Origin of the sequence: Dyella japonica A8 (genome assembly GCF_000725385.1) — a bacterium.
GTDB lineage: Bacteria > Pseudomonadota > Gammaproteobacteria > Xanthomonadales > Rhodanobacteraceae > Dyella > Dyella japonica_C.
Map to the genome: position 1 here is coordinate 548,000 of NZ_CP008884.1, position 22,001 is coordinate 570,000.

Annotated in this window: 16 protein-coding genes; 9 read left to right on the plus strand and 7 right to left on the minus strand. The window is 65.0% G+C overall.

The features are described from left to right. Positions 1-23 precede the first annotated feature (23 nt). The 3 genes from HY57_RS02255 to HY57_RS02265 all read right to left on the minus strand — a co-directional run bounded on the left by HY57_RS02255 (position 24) and on the right by HY57_RS02265 (position 5,334). Positions 24-2,918, minus strand: coding sequence for a TonB-dependent receptor domain-containing protein (locus HY57_RS02255; protein WP_019464067.1), 2,895 nt, complete (start codon positions 2,916-2,918; stop codon positions 24-26). Between the two features lie 331 nt (positions 2,919-3,249). Continuing rightward, positions 3,250-4,278: an AI-2E family transporter gene (locus HY57_RS02260; RefSeq protein WP_019464066.1), complete on the minus strand. Its 1,029-nt coding sequence runs from the start codon at positions 4,276-4,278 to the stop codon at positions 3,250-3,252. Between the two features lie 150 nt (positions 4,279-4,428). Then, positions 4,429-5,334, minus strand: a complete 906-nt coding sequence (locus tag HY57_RS02265) for a prohibitin family protein (protein ID WP_019464065.1) — start codon at positions 5,332-5,334, stop codon at positions 4,429-4,431. A 174-nt stretch (positions 5,335-5,508) separates the two neighbouring features. Here HY57_RS02265 and HY57_RS02270 point away from each other — a divergent pair, with 174 nt between their 5' ends. From HY57_RS02270 to HY57_RS02300, 7 genes are all read left to right on the plus strand, one after another. Beyond that, positions 5,509-6,399 carry a 5'-nucleotidase, lipoprotein e(P4) family gene (locus HY57_RS02270; protein ID WP_019464064.1) on the plus strand — a complete coding sequence of 297 codons (891 nt, stop codon included), beginning with the start codon at positions 5,509-5,511 and terminating at the stop codon, positions 6,397-6,399. 340 nt (positions 6,400-6,739) lie between these two features. Continuing rightward, positions 6,740-7,717, plus strand: a complete 978-nt coding sequence (locus HY57_RS02275; RefSeq protein WP_019464063.1) for a hypothetical protein — start codon at positions 6,740-6,742, stop codon at positions 7,715-7,717. A gap of 134 nt (positions 7,718-7,851) precedes the next feature. Continuing rightward, positions 7,852-10,491 carry a glycerol-3-phosphate 1-O-acyltransferase PlsB gene (plsB, locus tag HY57_RS02280; protein WP_019464062.1) on the plus strand — a complete coding sequence of 880 codons (2,640 nt, stop codon included), beginning with the start codon at positions 7,852-7,854 and terminating at the stop codon, positions 10,489-10,491. A gap of 286 nt (positions 10,492-10,777) precedes the next feature. Beyond that, on the plus strand, positions 10,778-12,133 hold the full coding sequence (locus tag HY57_RS02285; protein ID WP_038579259.1) for a metal-dependent hydrolase family protein: 1,356 nt from the start codon (positions 10,778-10,780) through the stop codon (positions 12,131-12,133). 1,084 nt (positions 12,134-13,217) lie between these two features. Continuing rightward, a complete protein-coding gene (gene ubiE, locus HY57_RS02290; RefSeq protein WP_019463920.1) occupies positions 13,218-13,976 on the plus strand; it encodes a bifunctional demethylmenaquinone methyltransferase/2-methoxy-6-polyprenyl-1,4-benzoquinol methylase UbiE in 759 nt (252 codons plus the stop codon). An 8-nt stretch (positions 13,977-13,984) separates the two neighbouring features. Beyond that, a complete protein-coding gene (locus tag HY57_RS21470; RefSeq protein WP_144240758.1) occupies positions 13,985-14,458 on the plus strand; it encodes a hypothetical protein in 474 nt (157 codons plus the stop codon). A 101-nt stretch (positions 14,459-14,559) separates the two neighbouring features. Beyond that, positions 14,560-15,219, plus strand: coding sequence for a Pr6Pr family membrane protein (locus tag HY57_RS02300; protein ID WP_019463918.1), 660 nt, complete (start codon positions 14,560-14,562; stop codon positions 15,217-15,219). On the opposite strand, the gene HY57_RS02305 is transcribed toward HY57_RS02300, so the two are convergent. Genes HY57_RS02305 through HY57_RS02315 form a run of 3 tightly spaced genes read right to left on the minus strand, consistent with a single transcriptional unit; the run spans position 15,220 to position 17,145 of the window. After that, positions 15,220-15,903, minus strand: a complete 684-nt coding sequence (locus HY57_RS02305; protein ID WP_019463917.1) for a glutathione S-transferase family protein — start codon at positions 15,901-15,903, stop codon at positions 15,220-15,222. It abuts the gene before it with no gap. Between the two features lie 20 nt (positions 15,904-15,923). Next, entirely contained in the window at positions 15,924-16,220 is a 297-nt protein-coding gene (locus tag HY57_RS02310; protein ID WP_019463916.1) for a cupin domain-containing protein, read from the minus strand. 4 nt (positions 16,221-16,224) lie between these two features. After that, positions 16,225-17,145 (minus strand): DMT family transporter, encoded by a 921-nt coding sequence (locus tag HY57_RS02315; RefSeq protein ID WP_019463915.1) that lies wholly within the window; start codon positions 17,143-17,145, stop codon positions 16,225-16,227. Positions 17,146-17,253: 108 nt separating this feature from the next. Between HY57_RS02315 and HY57_RS02320 the strand changes: the two genes are divergently transcribed. Together HY57_RS02320 and HY57_RS02325 are read left to right on the plus strand one after the other, a co-directional pair. Continuing rightward, the gene (locus HY57_RS02320) at positions 17,254-17,763 is read left to right on the plus strand and encodes an Lrp/AsnC family transcriptional regulator (RefSeq protein WP_019463914.1); all 510 of its coding nucleotides are present in this window, start codon (positions 17,254-17,256) and stop codon (positions 17,761-17,763) included. 131 nt (positions 17,764-17,894) lie between these two features. Further along, entirely contained in the window at positions 17,895-19,283 is a 1,389-nt protein-coding gene (locus tag HY57_RS02325) for a sensor domain-containing protein (RefSeq protein WP_019463913.1), read from the plus strand. Between the two features lie 410 nt (positions 19,284-19,693). Here HY57_RS02325 and HY57_RS02330 read toward each other — a convergent pair whose 3' ends face one another. Then, the gene (locus tag HY57_RS02330; protein ID WP_019463912.1) at positions 19,694-21,991 is read right to left on the minus strand and encodes a family 20 glycosylhydrolase; all 2,298 of its coding nucleotides are present in this window, start codon (positions 21,989-21,991) and stop codon (positions 19,694-19,696) included. Positions 21,992-22,001: the final 10 nt, after the last annotated feature.

The following is a 22,001-nucleotide window of genomic DNA, read 5'->3' on the forward strand; positions in this document are numbered from 1 at the left end:
TACCACCAGGTCATCGCAAGCGATTACTTGGCGCTGCCACCAAAGCTGTACTTCGCTTCCAGGTAGACCGCACGCCCGTACACGTTGTAGTTGTCCGTGTTGTAGGGCGAGTTGGTCGTGCCGGGATAGCTGTCGTCCTTCGGCGGCATGGAGTTGAACAGATTGTTCACCAGCAGCGACAGCGCCAGGTTCTTCATCGGGTTGTAGGTCACGCTGGCGTTGTAGAGGATCCACGGCGCCAACTTGCCGGTGCCCGGGGCCTCGTAGCTGTTGAGCACGGTGGCCAGGTAGTTGGGCGTGCTGCCATAGCGGTTGAAGTACACCGTGGCACCCCAGTCACCCTTGGTCCAGGTCAGCGAACCGTTGGCCTTGGACTTGAAGTCCGTGCTGTAGAACGGCTCGCGCAGCACGTTGATCTTCGGGTCGATGATGAAGTCCTGCGTGGTGTGCTTGAGCAGGTCCGAGTACGACAGAGCCAATGCCAGCTGACCGAAGGCACCGACCGGCTGCACGTAGTTGAAGCTCGCCGAGATGGCGTTGACCTCTTCGTTCGCCAGGTTCAGCTTGGGCGTGTCGATGTTGGTGATCTGGCCCAGCAGGTTACCCTTGCCCGGACCACGTGTGATCAGACTGAAGGCCTGGGCGCAGGTGCCCGACTTGGGATCGAGCGTGCCGATATCGCACAGGTACTCGGTCTTGGACAGCTTGTCCGGATCCACCTGCACCACTTCGTTGCTGATGTTCCAGTGCAGGTAGTCGGCGCTGAACGACATGCGCTCGATCGGCGACCATACGAAGCCATAGCTCCACACCTTGGCCGTGATCGGCTGCAGCGCCGGGTTGCCGAAGGTCTCGCCGTGGTATTGCGTGCTGTCATACGGCGGCGGGCACTTGGTGGGAGCCTGCGCCGGGCTGAAACCCAGGCGTGCGCAGTTGAGGTAGTCGGTGACCGAGTTGTAGTAGCCGCTGGGACGCTGGAATTCGTCCGCCAGCGTCGGTGCCTTGAAGGCGGAGCCGTAGCGGCCACGCAGCAACAGGGTCTCGAACGGACGGTATTCCAGGCCAACGTTGAACGTGGTGTGGTCCACCGTCTGCTTGTCGACGTAATAAGCGTCGTAGCGGGTGGACAGGTCCATGGTCAACTGCTCGAGCAGCGGCAGGCGCAACTCGCCGGTGGTGGCGAAGCGCGAGCGGTGGCCGGCGCCCGGCGTGGCGCTGGTGCCGTACACATAGCTCTGCGTGTTGCCGTTGATATCGGTGATGGTCTGCAGCAGGCGCGGATCGGGCGAGGAGTCCCAACCCTGGTTGCCACCTTCCATCACCACGGCGAGGCCAGCATCGCCGCCCGGCATGTGGAACAGCGCCTGATCGGTGACCTGGCCGCGGATCATGTTGTCCCAGGTCTTGGCGTGCGACGTGGTGTAGCCGGTAAAGCTGCGGAAGTCCGACGGCGACACAGGGTTGTAGAGCGCAGCGTAGTTGGGCGTGAACTGCGGATAGCCGGCGTACGTGCCCTGCTGTAGGCCCATGACGTGATTGGCGAAGTACGTCTCGATTGGACCGGTGAAACGCTGGAAGTCACGGTTGGTCAGCTGGTCGTCCGAGTGGGTGAAGCCAAGGTCGTAATCCCAGTTCTCCAGGAAGTGGCCCTTGCCGCCCAGGGTCAGCATGTACGAGCTCTCGTACTGCTTGCTCATGATGTTGGAGAAGCCACCGACTTCTTCCGGCGTGAAGATCTTCTGCATCAGGCGCAGGTCGCCGGCGTTCGGATCCCAGAAGTAGCCGGCCGTCGAGCCGGCGGTGGCCACACTGGTACCCCAGAACGTGGTGTTGCTGCCCGAGGTGTAGCGCTGCTCTTCATAGTTGTAGAGCAGGTCGCCGTACAGCTGCAGGCTATCGTTGACGTCGAAGGTGGAATGCGAATACAGGTTCGCCGTCTTGTCCTTGTTGGCAAGCGTGGCGTAGCCGGCGCTGTACTGCGAACCGCAGTAGTAGCCACGGCCCTGGCGATACTGCTTCTGCTCGGTGCCGCCGTAGCCGGCTGCCACCGTCGAGCAGTTGTTGGGATCCAGGAACACGTACTTGCCAGTCAGGCCGCTCAGCACGAGGTAGTCGCGCGACGCGGTGGGCGGCGTGGTGCCGTTGAGGTTGTACTGCTTGGTCAGGTCGCGGTCGTAACCCCAGATCGGCTTCTTCTGTTCGTACTGCACGCCGATCATGGTGTTGAAGGCGCCGACGTTGAAGCTGTCGGCAAGGCTGATGCGCTGGCTGGATCCGCCGCCGTCGCTGAAGGCGCCGATGCGCACATCGATGACCGGCGCATCCACCTTCTTCTTCAGCACGATGTTGATCACGCCGGCGATGGCGTCGGAGCCGTAGAGCGAAGACTGGCCACCGGGCAGGATGTCGATGTGGTCGACCATTTCCTGCGGGATGTTGCTCAGGTTGTTGAAGATATCGCTGCCGTTGTACAGGCCAGGGAAGTCACCCATGGGCCGGCCGTCGATAAGGAACTTGGTGAAGCCCACCGGCAGACCGAACATGCTGACGGTCTGTGCGCCCGTGGTGAATGAGTTGTTGTCCTGCGGTCCCTGCACGCTGCCGGTCGCGAAGGAGGCTTGCTGCAGTGCCTCGGCCACGGTGGTGAAGCCGCGTGCCTTCATGTCCTCCGCGGTGATGCTGATGACGGGCTGCGCGGTTTCCACCTGCGACTGCGGAATCAGCGAGCCGGTCACCGTGACGGCCTCGAGCTTCTTGGCCTTCTTCGCCTCATCGCTCTGCATATCGCTCTGCGACGTGGAAGAAGTGTCTTGCGGCGAGGATGGTGCGGGTGTGGCATCGGTGGCCGCGAGCGTGGCGGACGCATAGCCGAACGCCAGGGCTGCCAGAACGGCAGCCGTCAGCTTGGACTTCAACATCTTGATCTCCCCAACATTGCTGTAGTCAGACGTCACGCCGTCCCCCGGCGTGGGCTGTAACAGGAACGTCGACAAGCCGCCGCCCTCCCTAAGGCTCGAACTTGCCGGTTACCTCCATGTTCCTGTCGGGGCGATGTTTATCACAAACTTTTCTTTTACAAATGTGCCGCATTTTTTATCGCCATTTCTTGCGATACCTGCCTAGTTATCGCAAGAAAAAGGCGTTTCTGTACGGTAGCTTGGCACCCGGTGCTGAAATATTCGAAATATATTTCGCGTCCATGGACGTCCAAACAGGCTTGCGCGTGACTTACGAAATGCAACCCAACCCTCAGATCAGCCGCTCGGCCTCGAGTTCGCTCTTGAGGTAGGCGTAGTAGATCGGCGCGGCGATCAGGCCCGGCAAGCCGAACGCCGCCTCCATCAGCAGCATGGCGACCAGCAGCTCCCAGGCCCGTGCGCGGATCTGGCCGCCGACGATGCGCGCATTGAGGAAGTACTCGAGCTTGTGGATCAGGATGAGAAAGCCCAGCGCCGCCACGCCCACGCCCAGTGAAATCGACAGGCCCGCGATGGTGATGGCGGTATTGGAGATGAGGTTGCCGATCACCGGCAGCAGGCCGGCGATGAAGGTGATCACCACCAGCGTCTTCGCCAACGGCACGTGGATGTCCATCAACGGCAGCACGCCGAGCAGGAAGATGGCGGTGAAGACGGTGTTGAGCAGCGAGATCTTGATCTGCGCGAACACGATGTTGTGGAACGCCTCGGCCAGGCGCTGCGCGCGCAGGCCCAGCGCCGAGGCGAGCGGCCCGACCTGGTGCGCGGGCCGCGTGCGGCTCAGTGCCACGATGGCGCCGAGCACCATGCCGATCAGGATGTGCACGAACACGCGCGCCGCTTCCTTGCCGATGGTCTGCAGGCTCACCAAATGCTTGCGGGTCAGTTCCAGCGCCATCACGCGCAAGTCGTCCACGCTGTCGGGCAACCAGCCGACGATGGCCGAGGGCAGCTGCTCTCGGGCCTTTTCCACCAGCGGCATCAGTTGCTGCTGCCAGAGCAGTTCGGGGTTGCCGATCTCGTTGCGCAGGAAGCTCACCGCGCTCAGGATCAGCAGCACCAGCAGGCCGACCACGATGGTGCCGAGCAGCGCCACCACCAGCACGCGCGCCCGGTCGCCCGGGACGCGCTTGCCCAGCAGGGGTGCGGTGGACTGCACCAGTTCGTATACCAGCAACCCGGCGAACAGCGCCGGCAGCAGGCGCAACCCCAGGATCAGCACCAGCGCCGCACCGGCGAGCACATAGCTGGTGATGCGGATGGCGGGCGAGGTGGGCCGGGGAGGCGTGGTGTTTTCCATGCAAGATCATACGAACGTGGGGATGGGCGCAGTCTGTCAGTAGACCAGGGTGGCCGCCAGTATCACCGGCCGGCCGTTACGGTCCATTCATGGCCCGCCCTGTGGCGACAGGCGAATGGCCCGTGCTCAGGGAAAGCGCGGGCCGCACCCTCATTTGTTGCCATCCACCTGCAGGAATGGAATCGGCGCACCGGCATAGATGTGCTGCGGCAACTCGCCATTCCACTTTTCAGCCTTGATCTTCTCCACCTCGATGCGACGCAATTCCAGGACGTCCTTGCTCTTGGCCAAGGCATCGCTTTGCGCTTTGAGGGCTTCCGCCTGGGCATTGGCGGCGGTCACGGTGGCATAGGCCTCGCCGTCCGCCTGCGCCTTCAACGCATCGGCATCAGCTTGCGCGGTGACCACCTTGGCACGCTGCTCTGCCTCGACCGTTCGCACCTTGTTTTCGGCCGCGAGGCGCAGCTGTTCCTGCGTCACCTTTTCGTTGATGGCGTGCATGTAGGTATCGGAGAAGGAGAAGTTGCGCATGTCGATGTTGATCACCTGCGCGCCGTACATGTTCAGCTTTTCCTTCAGCGCCTGATTGATGTCGATCGACACCTGAGAGCGCTTGGCAATGAGATCCGGCGCGGAGTAGCGGGCGGTCACCGCCTTGAACACTTCCTGCGTGGCCGTCTGCACATACGAGGAGAGATCGCCGTTATGGCTGTATTTCTCGTACACCTCGCTCACGCGATCCGTCTGGATGCTGTAGCGCACGGTGAGGCTGACCTTGACCGGCTGCGTGTCGCTGGTACTGCCATCGGCTTCGTCGATTTGCGCTTCCTCGGCACGGATGCTGAAAAGCGCGAGCTTCTGCCAGGGCGGCACCACGACCAGGCCCTCGGGCTCGATCTTCTTGATAGCGCCGAACTGGGTCAGGACGCCGCGCGACCCCGTGGGCACGGTGCGAAAAGGCCAGAACGAGGCGATCAGGACAAGCGCCACCACCGACACGATCAGATTGCGCACAAGCTTGGCAACGTTGATGTTGCTGTTTGGAATTGCGGGCATCGATGAACCATCCTTGTGGAAAAAATTGCAGCCAACAGCGAGCGGCGACGTCGTCGTGACCGCCCCTTCGGCCAACGGGAACGCGAGTGGCGAACCCCGGCAGGAATGTAGGGGTGACGTCTCGCTGTCGTAAAGTTATGCGATTCTGCCCGGCCTATATTCAGGGGATTCTTCATGTCCGTTCGTTTGCCGGCCACCTTGGCCGCTCTGGTCCTGCTTGCCGGCTGCTCCGGCACCGCCCCCACCAAAACCGCCGCACCGGCGACTGCCGCGCCCGTGGCCGCCGCCGCCACGCCCGCCGACGACAATCTGAACGCGGTGGCCTGGAGCCAGACAGCGATCGAACACGACCTGATCTACCTGCAGACCTACCGCGATGCCCAGTCGCGCCTGCTGTCGGCACTGGCCGACAAGCAGTGGGACGCCCTGCCCAAGGACGACCGCCTCGCCCCGGCCAAGGGCCTGAAGCCGGCCGTGGTGCTCGACATCGACGAAACCGTGCTCGACAACTCGCCCTACCAGGCCCGGCTGATCAAGAGCGGCGGCGAATACAACGAGGCCGACTGGGCCGCCTGGTGCAACGAACAGCGCGCCCGCGCCCTGCCTGGCGTGGTCGAGTTCACCCAGTTCGCCGCCGCGCATGGCGTGGCCGTGCTGTACATCTCCAACCGGGCCAAGGACCTGGATCAGGTCACCCTGGCCAACCTGCGCAAGGCCGGTCTCCCGGTATCGGGGCCGGAGGCCTTCCTGGGCCTGGGCACCTTCGTCGAGGACTGCGAGCAGATCGGCACCGAGAAGGGTTGCCGTCGCCAACTGATTAGTCACAAATATCGCGTTTTGATGCAGTTTGGCGACCAGATCGGCGATTTTGTCACCGTTCTTGCCAATAATGCCGCCGGACGCCAGAAGGCCATGGCACCGTACCTGGACTGGATCGGCACCCGCTGGTTCGTGCTGCCTAACCCCACCTATGGCGCATGGGAGCCGGCATTGTTTAATAATGACTGGACGGCACCGCGCGACGAGCGCCGCCGCCAGAAGATCCAGTCGCTGCGTTTCGATTGATATCGAGCAAATAAAAACAATAGCTTACGCAGCACAAGCTAAAGTATTGCTTTAAGTTTAACGGGGAAGTAAGATCTTCCTCGCTGACACCTGCTGACCTTGAAAATTCCGCAGGCAAGGCCATTTCCCTTCCGGCTCTGCCGGATTACCCCGTGAGGCCCAACGCCCGCGGGGTTTTCTTTTGGCGCTCCCGCTACCGACACCCTGAACGGTCTCCGGTCAACGTTTGAGCCGCCTCTCAATCCCGGGTGCGGGCTCTTGTTCGTACAGAGCCGCGCCCCTTACGCTCCGCCGACCGCCCAGCGCAGGTCACCGGGCGCCACCAAGACACCGAGACTCCATGCGTCGCTCATCCGTCTTCTACGCCGTTGGTGCGTTCATTGCCCTGCTGGTGCTGGCCACGGTGGCCGCGCTGTTCATGACCACGCACAAGCCCGCCCCCGCGCCGGTGGTGGTGGGCGGCGATACGCCCGAGCAGTCGGTGCAACAGTCGGTGGCGCTGATCAAGGTCGGCGACTTCGCAGGCTTCTGGAAACACGCGCTGCCGCCGGCGGACTACGACACGCTGCGCGCCGACTGGACCCACCCGCGCCCGGACGACCATCCGCTGACGCCCGAAGACCGCGCCGACTTCATCAAGAACATGCAGCAGCTCACCGAGCCGAATGCGGAGACCAAGCTCTATGCGCTGGCCAAGCCCAAGCTGGCGCAGCTGCAGGCGCAATACCAGGACCAGGTGCCGGTGATGATCGGCATCTTCCAGGCCATTGCCGCCACCGGCGTGGCGCAGAGCAAAGAACTCACCAACGCGCAGAAGCAGCAGGCCACCGAGGTGATCAACGTGCTGGCACCCTGGGCGCAGACCGTGCCGTGGTTCGACCAGAATCGCGCCAAGCAGCTCGTCGGCGTGGCCGTGGCCACCGCGCGCAAGCTGGACCTGAAAACACCCGAACAACTCAAGTCGATGGACTTCGATACGGCCATGCAGAAGTACAGCACCGGCTTCCTCGGTCTGAAACAGGCACTGGCGATCTACGGCCTGTCCGTCGACGACCTGCTCGACTCGGTGAAGGTGACGACGCTGGACAACCGCAACGGCCACGCCCGCGTGCGTATCGACTACACCCTGCTCGGCAAGCCGCTCTCCATCGAGTCGGAACTGCTCCAGCAGGATGGCCGCTGGTACAGCGCGGACATGCTGCAGAACGTGCGCGAAGCCCACGAGCACCTGACCGCTCCGCCTGCCCCGGCCGCCAGCGCGCCCGCTCCGGCCACCTCCGCGCCAATCCAGGCGATGGTGCCCGCCGTCAAGCACTGACCCGGCAGAACACCTTGTTTACGATCGCTCCGGTAAAAGGCCGGGGCGACGCAAGGGCCACCGCCCGGTCGCAGGGGAACCACATGCGACCTGCAAAACCCGGATATGCCGGGCCCACCAGTTACAATCAGTAAATGCTGAATATGTCGACCACGGACACCTCCGCCCGTAGCCGCGCGCCCTGGTGGTTCAACCTGGCCGGGCAGTTGCTCGAACCCTGGGTGCGCATCCGCCGCGATCCCGCCGAACCGGCCACCCTGCTGCAGGCAGGCGTGCCGGTTTGCTACGTGATCGAGCGCGATGGCTTTTCCGATGCCCTGATCCTGGACCGCGCCTGCCGCGAGGCCGGCCTGCCCTCACCCATGCAGCCGCTGTCGGGCACCCGCCGCAGGCGCTCGGTGTTCGCGCTGGCGCGCCGTGACGGCTGGCTGTTCGGGCGCAACCGCAAGCGCTCGCCTACCGAGTCGCTGACCCAGCTGGTGCGTTCGCTGGAAGGCGACCTGGACCGCGACGTGCAGATCGTCCCCGTCTCCATTTACGTTGGCCGCGCGCCCACCCGCGAGTCGGGCTGGTTCAGCGTGCTGTTCTCGGAAAACTGGGTGGTGGTGGGCCGCTTCCGCCGCATGCTCGCCCTGCTGCTCAATGGCCGCGACACCGTGGTGCACTTCTCCACCCCGGTGTCCTTGCGCACGGTGGTGAACGAGGCCGGCGACACCCGGCCCGAGCGCCTCACCCGCAAGATCGCCCGGGTTTTGCGCACGCACTTCCGCCGCATCCGCGCGGCGGTCATCGGCCCCGACCTGTCGCACCGCCGCACCGTGGTCGACTCGGTGTTGAACGCCGAACCCGTGCGTGCCGCCATCGCCGCCACGGCCACGAAGGAAAACATCAGCCAGGCCAAGGCATGGCGTCGCGCGCACGACCTGGTGATGGAGATCGCGGCCGACTACTCGCACCCGGTGGTGCGCTCGGCCTCGTTCCTGCTGTCCAACTTCTGGAACAAGTTGTACGACGGCATCCACATGCATCACTTCGACAAGGCCCGCGCTGCCGCGCCCGGCCACGAAGTGGTGTACGTACCCTGTCATCGCAGCCATGCGGACTACCTGCTGATGTCCTATCAGCTGCATATGTCCGGCGTGGTGGTGCCGCACATTGCGGCGGGCGTGAACCTCAACCTGCCGGTAATCGGCTCGATCCTGCGGCGCGGCGGCGCGTTCTTCCTGCGCCGCAGCTTCAAGGGCAATGCGCTGTATTCGGTGGTGTTCAACGAATACGTGGCGCAGCTGATCGACCGCGGCGTGCCGATGGAGTACTTCATTGAAGGCGGCCGCTCGCGCACGGGCCGCCTGCTGGCGCCACGCGCCGGCATGCTGGCCATGACCGTGCGCGCCTTCCTGCGCGCGCCGCGCCGCCCGGTGCTGTTCCAGCCCGTGTACATCGGCTACGAGAAGCTGATGGAAGGCAAGAGCTACATCGGCGAACTCTCCGGCAAGCCCAAGGAAAAGGAATCGCTGATCGGCCTGCTGCGCGGCCTGAAGGTGCTGCGCCAGCGCTACGGTCACGTGGCCCTGAACTTCGGCGAGCCGATCGAACTCAATCCGCTGCTCGACGCCGCCAGCGCCAACTGGCGGGCTGCCATCGACGATCCGGAGGCCAAGCCCGAGTGGCTGGGCCGCGTGGTGGACGACCTGGCCGACAAGATCCAGATCAACATCAACCGCGCCGCGGACGTGAACCCCATCAACCTGCTTGCGCTGGCGCTGCTCGCCACGCCCAAGCACGCGATGGCGGAGAACGACCTGCTCTCGCAGCTGGAACTGATGAAGGCGCTGCTGGAAGAGCTGCCCTACTCGGACCGCATGACCATGACCTCGATGGACCCGGCCGGCATCATCGCCTATGGCGAGCAGATGGGCTGGATCCGCCGCGTGCGCCATCCGCTGGGCGACGTGCTGGTCACCGAGGACGAACAGGCGGTGTTGCTGAGCTACTTCCGCAACAACGTGCTGCACCTCACCGCCACGGCGGCGTGGGTGGCCTCGTGCTTCCTCAACAACCGCCGCATGTCGCGCGCCTCGGTGCTGCGCCTGGGCCGCATCATCTACCCGTTCATCCAGGGCGAGCTGTTCCTGCCGTGGGATGCGGACGGCTTCTGCCAGCAGCTGCAGGCCACCATCGACTTCTTCGTGCGCCGCGGCCTGCTCGAAGCCACCGGCGAAGGTCGCGTGCTGGAGCGCGGACCGGGCCAGGACGATGCGGCCTTCCAGCTCAAGATCATCGCGCGCAGCCTGATCCAGGCCTTCGAGCGCTACTACATCACCATCGCCGCGCTGGTGAAGAACGGCCCGCACACGCTGACCTCGGCCGAGCTGGAGAATGCTTGCACGCTCACCGCGCAGCGCCTGAGCCTGCTCAACGAGCTTTCCGCGCCGGAGTTCTTCGACAAGGCGCTGTTCCGCGGCTTCATCCAGAAGCTGCGCGAGAACCGCATCGTGTGGACCGACGACGCCGGCAAGCTCGACTACGACAAGGGCCTGGAAGACATGGTGCGCGACGCGCGCGTCATCCTCGCCCGCGACGTGCGCCACTCCATCCTCAAGATCACCCCTGGCGGTGATGGCGAGAAGGAAACGCCGGAAAAGCCCCTGCCGGCCGACGCCACCAGCGAAGCGCTGCATGAGCGGCATGTGGCGACCGAGCATCATGAGCATGCGCCGGTGGAAGCCATTGTGGTGGAAGAAAGCGGCAGCGAGGCTCGGGACAAGAACTAACCCCCGGGGCGTCCCTCGAACTTCCAAGCCCGTCATCCCGGCGCAGGCCGGGATCCAGTGACTGTATCGCTCGGTTTTGGCCGCAGCGCAGAGCGTCTGCATGCTTTCGCGAGAACCGTACAGCTTCGCCACTGGATCCCGGCCTGCGCCGGGATGACGGCTCTTTTGCAGCGCACGGACATCGGGACAAGGCGGTTCCGAGCCAACGTCGCCCCATAGGCAGTTCGTCATGGCCCCACCCGTGCCTACTGACCCTATGATGACCCCTTCACCCGGGGAGCTCATCATGACCAAACGCCTTGCCTTCGCCATCGCCGCCGCCCTTGCGCTGCCTGACGCCATAGCGGCCGAACCCACCCAGACCGCGCCAGACGTGACCGTGCTGCAGTGCGCGCGCATGGTCGACACGGCGGCGGGCAGGCTGCTCGGCGAGACCACGCTGGTCATCGAAGGCAAGCGGGTGAAGGAGATCAAGGCCGGCGACGTCGACCCGACGCCATACGCCAATGCCGCCAAGGCGGCGGGCGCCAACTTCAGCGTCCACAAGATCAGCGACGGCACCTGCCTGCCCGGCCTGATCGATTCGCACACCCACCTCACCGGCGAAACCAGCCCCACCGGCTACACCGACCAGTTCCGCTGGAACATCGCCGACTACGCCATCCGCTCCACCGTGTATGCAAGGCGCACGCTGATGGCCGGCTTCACCACCGTGCGCAACGTGGGCGATTCGGCCAATGAATCCGTCGCCCTGCGCAACGCCATCAACGCCGGCATCGTGCCCGGCCCGCGCATCTTCACCGCGGGCAAGGCCATCGGCACCACCGGCGGCCACGCCGACCCCACCGACGGCTACCGACAAGACCTGGCCGGCGACCCGGGCCCGAAGGACGGCATCATCAACAGCGTCGACGATGCCTACAAAACCATCCGCCAGCACTACAAGGACGGTGTCGACGTCATCAAGATCATGCCCTCGGGTGGCGTGCTCGACGAAAGCAACAGCGTCGACAACGCACAGATGACCATCGAAGAGATCAAGGCCATTACCAGCGCCGCGCACGACTACGGCTTCACCGTGGCCGCACACGCGCATGGCGCCGAAGCCATTCGCCGCGCCGTGCTGGGCGGCGTCGATTCCATCGAGCACGGCACCTTCATGAGCGACGAGGACATGAAGCTGATGAAGGAACACGGCACCTGGTACGTGCCCACCATCATCGCCGGCAAGTACGTGCAGGAAATGGCCGCCAAGCCGGGCTACTACCCGCCGCAGGTCGCCGCCAAGGCCCTGCAGGTCGGCCCCATCATCCAGGCCACCGCCGGCAAGGCGTACAAGGCCGGCGTGAAGATTGCCTTCGGCACCGATGCAGCGGTTTATCCGCACGGCCAGAACGCCAAGGAGTTCGAATACATGGTGCAGGCCGGCATGCCGGCGATGTTCGTGCTGCAGGCCGCCACCACGCATGCGGCCGAGTTGCTGCACAAGCAGAACGAACTGGGACAGATCGCGGTGGGGCGCGTGGCGGATGTGGTGGCGGTGCCGGGGAATCCGCTGGATGACATCACGGTGATGCAGAAGATGGAGTTCGTGATGAAGGATGGGGTGGTTTACAAGGAAGGTGGGAAGCCGGTGATGTGACGCTGCGCTTGGACTCCTCTTCCCTGCGGGGCACGCGGGGAGCAGCCATGGATGGCTGCGGTTTTGAGGAATGAGGAGAGGGTTGGCGTGAGGGGCAACCTCGCCTCGCCCTCTCATCAGAGCCGTCATTCCGGCGCAGGCCGGGATCCAGTTTCTGTAATGGTCGGTTGTCGCCTCGTGCGCTCCCGCGACCTGGCCGCTTACGCAGCGGGCGTTTCGACCTTCTGCCGAAGGCCGAGTCACTTTTCTTTTGCTGGCCCAAAAGAAAAGTAACCCAAAGAAAATGGCCTAAAGAGCCAGAGCTGGCAGCATTCCGATGGGATAAACCCGAACGCTTGAGGCAAGTCGTTGCTTGGCCACCTTCGCCTCAGCACAGCGGGCAGCTCCAAGCGCTTCGCAACGCGCCATGGCGATGAGGACTTAAAGCAGCGCCTCGCTTCGCTTCGGCGGGGACATGACCCGCACGGTCGCCCGCTTTTCTCTTTTCTGTGGGAGCGCACCCTGTGCGCGACAACCTAACGGAGCGGTGACTACGAGGCGCCGCTGTCGCGCACAGGGTGCGCTCCCACAGGGGACTCGCCTCTTTAGATGCTCCGCCAGTGTGGGCGGTTCTTGCTTCGGCTTTTGGCTTTTGGCTTTTGGCTTTTGGTTTTTGGCTCTCGCTCTGGCTTTTGGCTCTGGCTCTTGATCTCCCGGGTCCCCGTATGACGCGGCGGGCGGGTGGAGATCAGGCCCCGCAGGGGTACCAGGGATGGATCCCTGGCACTTTTCGACGGGGCAGGATGCCCCGCCGAAAAGCCCGGAACCCGCCCGCGAACCTTCCGGGCCGTAGGCCCGGAAGGCGCGTCATCCGGGGGGCCCTTCTCTTTGGTTACTTTCTCTTGGGCAAGCAAGAGAAAGTAACCCGCCCTCCGGCAGGAGGGCGGAAGCCCGCGGCAGGCGAGCCAGGTCGCCGCATCGCGACAACTAAACACCGAGGCTCTGTATGACCAGCCATACGGCTGTTGCAAAGCCCCTCCAGCCTGCGACGCGAACCCGCGCCCCAACCAAGAAGCCCACGCCCCCAATCCGCTACCATTAGCCCATGAGCGACCAGCCCCCATCCCAAACCACCCACTTCGGCTTCCGCGACGTCCCCGTCGCCGACAAGCAAAAGCTCGTCGGCCAGGTGTTCACCTCCGTCGCCAGCAGCTACGACCTGATGAACGACCTCATGTCGTTCGGCATCCATCGCCTCTGGAAGCGCCATTTCGTGGCGATCAGCGGCGTGCGCCGGGGTGACCGGGTGCTGGACCTGGCCGGCGGTACCGGCGACATCGCCGCGCTGCTCAAGCCCGTGGTGGGCGAGTCGGGCGAGATCATCGTGGGCGACATCAACGCCGCGATGCTCGGCGTGGGTCGCGACCGCCTGACCGATCGCGGCCTGGTATCCGGCCTGCGCTGGACGCAGCTCAACGCCGAAAGCCTGCCGTTCCCGGACAACAGCTTCGACGCCGTCACCATGGCCTTCGGCCTGCGCAACGTCACCGACAAGGACAAGGCGCTGGCGGACATCTGCCGCGTGCTCAAGCCGGGTGGTCGCGCGCTGGTGCTGGAGTTCTCGCGCGTGCAGAGCGAACTTTTCAGCAAGCTCTACGACTTCCACTCGTTCAAGGTGCTGCCCAAGCTGGGCCAGCTGTTCGCCGGCGACGCCGACAGCTACCAGTACCTCGCCGAGTCGATCCGCAAGCACCCGGATCAGCAGACGCTCAAGGGCATGATGGAACGCGCCGGTTTTGGCCGCGTGGACGTGCGCAACCTGTCCAACGGCATCGTCGCCATCCATCGCGGGTACAAGTTCTGAACCAGCCTATGCCAGGACATGTTCTTCTCGCCCTGGCATTCGTCTCGCTCACGGCCTGCTCGACGCCTTCCGTCAGCACGGCGGACTACGCCCTGATGCCCCAGTCGATGGCAGGAGCACTGCTCAAACAGTGCTCGCGCGGGGTCCCACATGCCAGCAACGCGTGGACACCGTCACGCGATCAACTGAGCGATCTCGAAAGTCACCTTCCGCAATTGTCGGAACTGGCAGCGCGCCAGCGCTTGCCCCAGAGCATCGGCGACCCCAAGGCTTCTTTCCGCCAGTACGTTGGCATCGTCGTTGACCACCATCGCTACATCTATATCAATGCGATAGCGGCAAGCGACGTTACCTCGCCGCACGCACCCGATCCGCATGTGACACCCATGATCGTCTGCGACGGCGGTAGCGCGTTCTGGGGCGCGCTATATGATCCCGAATCAAAGACGTTCTCGCAGCTGGATGCCAATGGCGCGATCTAGCCTGTAGCTGACCGCTTTGGCTCCAGGCGATTTCTTGCGTTGCGCCGCCCGTCACCGGCGGGTGGCATAGTGTCGTTCCCGCTTCATCGACGCTTTCGCCCATGCCATATCGCTACCGTCCGCTGGCCCAGTTCTCCGCCCTGCTCGGCTGGTTCGGGCTGGCCTTGCAGCTGTGGTTCTCCGTACGGCTGAAGCTGGACCACGGCGGCACCACCATCGACGGGGTGTGGTTGTACCTGGGCTATTTCACCATCCTCACCAACCTGCTGGTGGCCAGCGTGCTGACCGCGGCGGCGTTCGACACGCGCGCCGCGCTGCCGCGCTTCCTGCAGCGCCCCGGTGTGCAGACGGCGGCGGCGATGAGCATCGTGATCGTCAGCGCGGTCTACAACCTGATGCTGCGCCAGCTGTGGAGCCCCTCGGGCTGGTTGCTGGTGGCCGACATGATCGTGCACGACTTCATGCCGCCGCTCTACCTGCTCTACTGGTGGCTGGCGGTACCCAAGGGCAGCCTGCGCTGGTCGCAGGCCCTCGCCTGGCAGAGTTACCCCGCCGGGTATTTCACCTATGTATTGCTGCGGGGTGCCGCGAACGGCTGGTATCCTTATCCGTTCCTGGACGTGAAGTCGCTGGGTTATGGGCAGGTGGTGGTCGATGCCCTGGCCGTGCTGGTCGCCTTCATTGCCGTGGCGCTGCTACTCGTCGCGCTGGGCCGGTGGCAGGCGCGACGGCGAAATGGCGCGGTGGCGGAAGCCGCCTGATCAGGCGAGGCGCAGATCCTCGGTGACCTCGCCATACCGGAGAGTCTCCGCTTCGTGCGCATGGTCCCGCCACGGTTCAGCCAGCGCCGCCGTATACCACTCGCGCATCGCGGGCAGCGCCAGGATGCGTTGTACATAGGCCGACGCCGCGCCGTCCAAGGGCAAGCCGTAGGTCTGGATACGGAACACCACCGGTGCATAGAACGCATCGACGGCGGTGAACGTGCTGCCCGCGAGGTAGGGGCCACCGAAGCGCGACAGGCCTTCGTTCCACAGTTCGTTGATACGGGCCACGTCGGCCTTCAGCGCCGGGCCGATGGCATGCAGGCGCACGCGGATGCCGCAATTCATGCCGCATTCGTTGCGCAGCGTGCCGAAGCCCGAGTGCATTTCGGCGGCGGAGCAACGCGCCCAGGCGCGCGCGTCACGATCGGACGGCCAAACGCCCACATGGCTTTCGGCGAGATATTCGGCAATGGCCAGCGAATCCCACACGACGGTGTCGCCATCACGCAGGCACGGCACGCGGCCGCTCGGTGAAAACTGGCGGAAGGCCTCCCAGTTGGAACCTTCGCCGAACACCATGAGCTTCTCGTCGAACGGCAAGCCCAGGTGTTTCATCAACACCCACGGACGCAGCGACCAGGACGAGTAATTCTTGTTGGCGATGTAAAGCGCTGGCACGGACGGGCTCCTGGGGTGCGTCAGGTGTCGAGGATCAGCAGCGTACCGCGGCTGCCCGCCTCCACGCTGTGCGGCGTGCCCGCGGGAATGACGCAAAGCTCGCCGGCACGCACGTGCACGGTGTCGCCATGGACGCGAAGCACCATGACGCCGTCGAGCACGAGCAGGCCCTCGTCGTCGTTATGGACTTCCTCCGGATACGCGGTGTCGTCCATGCGCACCAGCTTGAGGCGCGCCCCGCCGAACCGGGCGAACACGCGCGAGGACCAGGCTTCGGGCAATTGCGCGGCGGCGTCGAGCAGGGGGATCGGCGTCATGCGCTCAGCTCTGCTTGGCTGGCGTGGCGACGACGGATGCGGGCGCCGGTGCACGACGGCGCGCGTTGGCCAGCACCACGCCGCCCACGGTGATCACGCCACCGACCAGCGTCAACAAGGTCGGCCGCTCACCCAGCCACACCCAGCCGATCAGCACGGCGATGGGCGGGGAGAAATAGATGAAGCTGCTCACCTGCGAGGCCGGGGCGCGATGCAGGGCGGCGTTCCACGCGATATAGCCGATGAAGGTCGGCGCGATCCCCAGCCACAGCAAGGCGGCGATGTGCGGGAACGGCGCCTCCACCAGCGCCTGTGGCAGGCCCAGGCCAAACGGCAGCGCGCCCAGCGTGCCGGCGAAGAAGGTGATGCCGGTAACGCCCAGCATGGTGTTGCGCGCGAACAGCGGCTTCTGGCCCACGAAGAAGATGGAGCACGCCACCACGCTCACCAGCACCAGCGCGGCCATGGGCTCCACCTTCACGTCCTTGCCGCTGGTCAGCACCACCAGCACCACGCCGAGCAGGGCCACGGTGAGCCCGGTCAGGGTGCGCGGGGACAGCCGCTCGCGCAGCCAGATGGCCGACAGCGCCGCGGTGGTCGCCGGCACCAGCGAGATCAGGATGGCTGCGGTACCGCTGGCCACGCGGGTTTCGGCCGTATTGAGGCACAAGTGGTACACAGTGAGGCCAATCACGCCAAGCAGCGTCAGCAGCGGCCAGTCGCGGCGCGCCGGCAGGGGCACGCGCTTGACCAGCATCAGCACGGCAAAACAGAGCGAACCAATGGCCAGGCGGGCCAGCGCCACCTCGCCCGGGGTGAACGAGGTCAGCGCGTAGGCGATCGCGGCATAGGCCGACGACCAGGTAAGCAGGGCGATGCCGATATAGGCGAGGGCACGCCCGTCGAGGCGTTCCGGGGTCTGCATGGGACGGTTTCCGGGTGGGGAATGCTGCGCATCGTATCTGCCGCGGCGGTGCGCTTGAATGATGAATCAGCGTAGGATGGCGTTGTTTCGCCAACGAACGAAATGTCCATGAACGCAGTCACCTTTGAATCGAAACCGATCTGGGACGCTACGGATTGGCAGCTGCTGGAAGCCCTGCAGCAGGATGCCCGCCTGGGTTACGCCGAGCTGGGACGCAAGGTGAAGCTCTCCGCGCCGGCCGTGGCCGAGCGGGTGAGGCGGCTGGAGGAAGCCGGCGTCATCGCCGGTTACCGCGCCGTGCTCAACCCTCGCAAGCTCGGCTACGAGATCGACGCGATGATCCGCCTGCGCTGCGACGGCGGCATCTGCGCCCGCGTGGGCGCGCTGGTGGCGGATATCCCGGAGGTGCTGGACTGCCGCCGCCTGGCAGGCGAGGACTCCGCCCTGCTGCGCGTGGTGGCCATGTCCATCCCCCATCTGGAAACCGTGCTGGACCGGCTGCTGAAGATCCACGCCAGCATCAGCACGACCACCCTGGTGGTGCTGCAGACGCCGCATGAGAACCGCCCGCTCTCCCGCGCCATGTGGAACGCGGCGCGCAGCCTGCTCGACGAATAGCCGCCTAGACGCCCACCGCGCCCGCCATGACCGCACCACGGCATCCAGACAGCGAAGGGCACGACGGCACACATCTTGCTCCGGTGCTGGGAACCAATCCTACCGAGCCCGCTGCCCTCCCGCCGTTTCGCATGGAAACCGTCCAGCTCAACAAGATCATGGATCTCCTGTGGGACGCCATCTGCGTGGTGGACACGGAGGGGCGCTACGTCTTCGTCAGCGCCGCCTACGAGCGCATCTTCGGCTACAAGCCGGAGGAGGTCATCGGCCGGCGGATGATCGAGCTGGTGCACCCGGACGACCGGGAAGTCACCCTGGAAGTGGCCGCCGCCATCATGGCCGGCAGCCCGCAGCCGCATTTCCAGAACCGCTACATCCGCAAGGACGGCACCACCGTACACATCATGTGGTCGGCCCGCTGGTCGGAAACCGACCAGGTACGCATCGCCGTGGCGCGCGACATCACCGCGCTCAAGCGCGCCGAGTCGATGACAGCGGCACTGCACGCGATTTCCGAGGCGGCCCACACCGTGGCCAGCCTGCCGGCCCTCTACGAAGAGATCCACCGCATCATCGGCACGCTGATCCCGGCCAGCAACTTCTTCGTCGCGCTGTACGACCCGCTGCACGCGGAGCTGAGCTTTCCTTACTTCGTTGACGAGCGCGACGATGTCCCGCCCGCCCAGCGCCTGGATGGCGGCTCGTTAACGGCCCAGCTGATCCGCACCGGGCAGGCCTTGCTGGTCACGCCTGGCGTGCCGTCCGACCCTGAGCTGCCCATCATCGGCACCGACGCGCTGCACTGGCTTGGCGTGCCCCTGTGCTCGCAGGGCACCACCCTGGGCGCCCTGGTGGTGCAAAGCTATTCCGACGCCACGCGCTACACCGAGGCCGACAAGGAACTGCTGCAATTCGTCTCCACCCAGGTGGCGGCCGCCATCGAGCGCAAACAGGCCGAGGCGCGCCTGCACCACATCGCGCGGCACGACCCGTTGACCGACCTCGCCAACCGCGACCTATTCCACCAGCAATTCGAAGCCGCGCTGGACAGCGTCTCGCGCTTCGGCGGCAACCTTGCGCTGCTCTACATCGACCTGGACAAGTTCAAGCAGGTGAACGACCGCTTCGGCCACCACACCGGCGACCTGCTGCTGTGCGAAGTGGCCCAACGCATCCGCAGCCATCTGCGCGAAGGCGACGTGGTCGGCCGCATGGGCGGCGACGAATTCGTCGTGCTGCTGTGCCGCCTGCAGGCCATGGCCGACAGCATCACCATTGCCGAAAAACTGCGGGCCGCCATCCATGCGCCGTTCCAGCTGGCTGAACGCACCTTGCGTGCATCCACCAGCATTGGCGTCGCCACTTATCCCCTGCACGGACACAGCTCGCGCGAGCTGATGCGCGCCGCCGACGCTGCCATGTACCGCGTCAAGGAAGAAGGCGGCAACCGCGTGCGCGTGGCCATGCCCTCCGACCTGCCAGACAACGGTGGCCTTGCGGGGCCGCACTCGGCGCTCTGAACCCGATGCAGCGCGGATGAAGCCGCTGGCGGATTCCGAATCCGTCCGTTTACACCAGTAGGTTCATGCTCCCTTGTAGGAGCGCACTGGTGCGCGACCGTAACGCTCAGCCGCTTTCGCCACCTGCGAGCGCGCGGTCGCGCACCAGTGCGCTCCTTCAAGACGCAACGCATCTGCATCGCCGACAGATCGCCGAGCCGCGCGGCGTGCGCCGACAGATGCGCGACTCGCCTACAGCCTATCCCATGCCGGCCACTTCCCGTCGAAACCGTGGTCAGAGTGCACATTCAATCTCCATGACTAACGGCGCAGAGATTGAGAACTTCATTCTGACTACTGCTTTACACGACCGACACTCACTTTCGCACCCGCCGCGCAGCCGCGTGGTACATCACGACAATGCGCTGCGCTCAAGGCGCCGCATCTCCCGGCAACAGCGTCACGGCGCCCACACCCCAGATCGGCCCGGTGATCGGTGAGGTGAACACCAGGCACAGGTCGTGCGTACCCGCCTGCTTCGCCAACGCTCCTTGCAAAGTGAACGTAGCAGGCGCATCGGCTGGCAGCGGTAGCGAGGCAATTTCCTTGCCCTTGCAGTTGTCCAGGTGCACGACCAGCTCGCCCTGCGGCGTGCTGGCCTTGTGGTTGACCACCAGCTTGGCGTCGTGCGCCAGCGCGTAGTTGCGCGGCAGCGTGGCTGTCTCCACGCGGATGCTGGCGATGCCGTCGAGCTTCGCCGCGCGATACACGCGGCAATTGTCGAATACATTGATGAGGTAGGTCGGTGCCATGCTGGTGGCGTCGGGCGTGGGCTGAACACGCAGGCGGAAATCGCTGCCGGCGCAGTTCTCCAGCTCACCGGTGCTGCGCGTGCGCAGCGACGGCAGATCAAGCAGGCGTGTGCGCGTGGCGGCCAGCGGCGTGCCGTCGTCGGCCAGTGCAATGGCCTTGACGGTGGTGGGCAGGTTCACGTTGAACGGGCGCACGTACAGGGGGGAGGAGGCGCCCGGCTCGCTGCCATCCGTGGTGTAGTGCACGTTGCCGAACCTGGCCTGGTTGGACAGCTTCACGCTGGCGTGGCCACTGGTGATGGCGGCGTTGCGGTCCACGTCGACGGTGGGCGCGAAGGCGCTATCGGCATAGGCGATATCCTGCGTGCGATAGCGTGCAAGCTGGGCCGGCATGCGCTCAAGAAAGCCGTGCCATTCGCGTACCTTCGATGGCGTCCACGCCGCCTCGGACAAGGCGTCCATGCGCGGGAAGGCGGCGTGCTCCACATGACGCAGCGTGGGCATGTGTTCGGTGAATGCCGTGGCCTGCAGGCCAAGCACGTGCTTGGCCTGTGCGGCGCTCAACTCCTTGGGCACCGCTTCGAACAGGTAGTAGCTCTGCAGCGACATGGACGGCAGGCGGCCGGTGGTTTCGTCCGGTAGATCGCTCTGCATCGAGTCGAGGTACAACTGCGGCGCGGGCGCCAGCACCACATCATGGCCAAGCCTGGCGGCATCGATGGCGCCCTTCGTGCCGCGCCACGACATCACCGTGGCACTGGGCGGCACGCCGCCTTCGAGGATCTCGTCCCAGCCGATCAGGCGGCGGTTATGCGCGGCGAGGTACTGGCCCATCTGTTCGATGAACCAGCTTTGCATGGCGTCTTCGGTCTTGATGCCCAGCGCGCGCATGCGTGCCTGCACCACGGGCGAGGCCTTCCATTGATCCTTTACCGCCTCGTCGCCACCCACATGGATGTAGGTGGACGGGAACAGTGCCATCACTTCGTCCAGCACGTTCTGCAGGAAGTGGAGCGTGTTGTCGTCGACGTTGTAGAGATACGGGTTCACGCCCCAGTCCGGCGATACCGCCGGACGCGTGCCGGTGACGCCCAGCTCAGGGTACGAGGCCACGGCGGCCTGTGCGTGGCCGGGCATGTCGAGCTCCGGCAGCACGGTGATGTGGCGCTCGGCGGCATAGGCGACGATGGAACGGATCTCATCCTGTGTATAGAAGCCGCCGTACGGCTTGGGTGCTGCCGCCTGCTTGCCGACCGTGGGCGGCGTGCGCCACGCACCGATGCGGGTGAGCTCGGGATAGCGCTTGATCTCGATGCGCCAACCCTGGTCGTCGGTGAGGTGCCAGTGCAGCACGTTGAGCTTGTGCTGCGCCATCTGGTCGATGACGGTGCGCACGTCGTCGGGTGCCTGGAAATGACGCGCGGAGTCGAGCATGAAACCGCGCCAGGCGAAGCGCGGTTCATCGCGGATGTGCACCGGCGCCACGTGTACGTCGCCCACACCCGGCTCTGGCGTCAACAGCTGCCATGCGGTGATGGCACCGTAGAACAGGCCGGCCCCGTCGCGGGCGACGATGCGGATGCCTTGCGGGGTGACGTCCAGCGTATAGCCTTCGGCGTTGGCGACGGGCGCTTGCGGATCGCGCTTGAGGACAATGGCACCGCTTTCCGGCGCACCGGTCTTCACCAGCATCGGCAGATGGCGCGTGTGGGCCGTGAGCGAGGCAAGATATTCGGCGGTACGGCGTGCTTCCGCGTCACTGGCATCGACCACGATGGGCGTCTGCGCGGTGACGGTGAAACCTTCGCCCGACTGGCTCAGCTGCGCCGGCAGCGGGATCAGGTTCGGCACGGCAGCGTGGGCGAAGGTGGTCAGGCCGCACAGGGCGAGGGCCAGCACATAAGGTGTCTTCTTCATCATGGTTCTC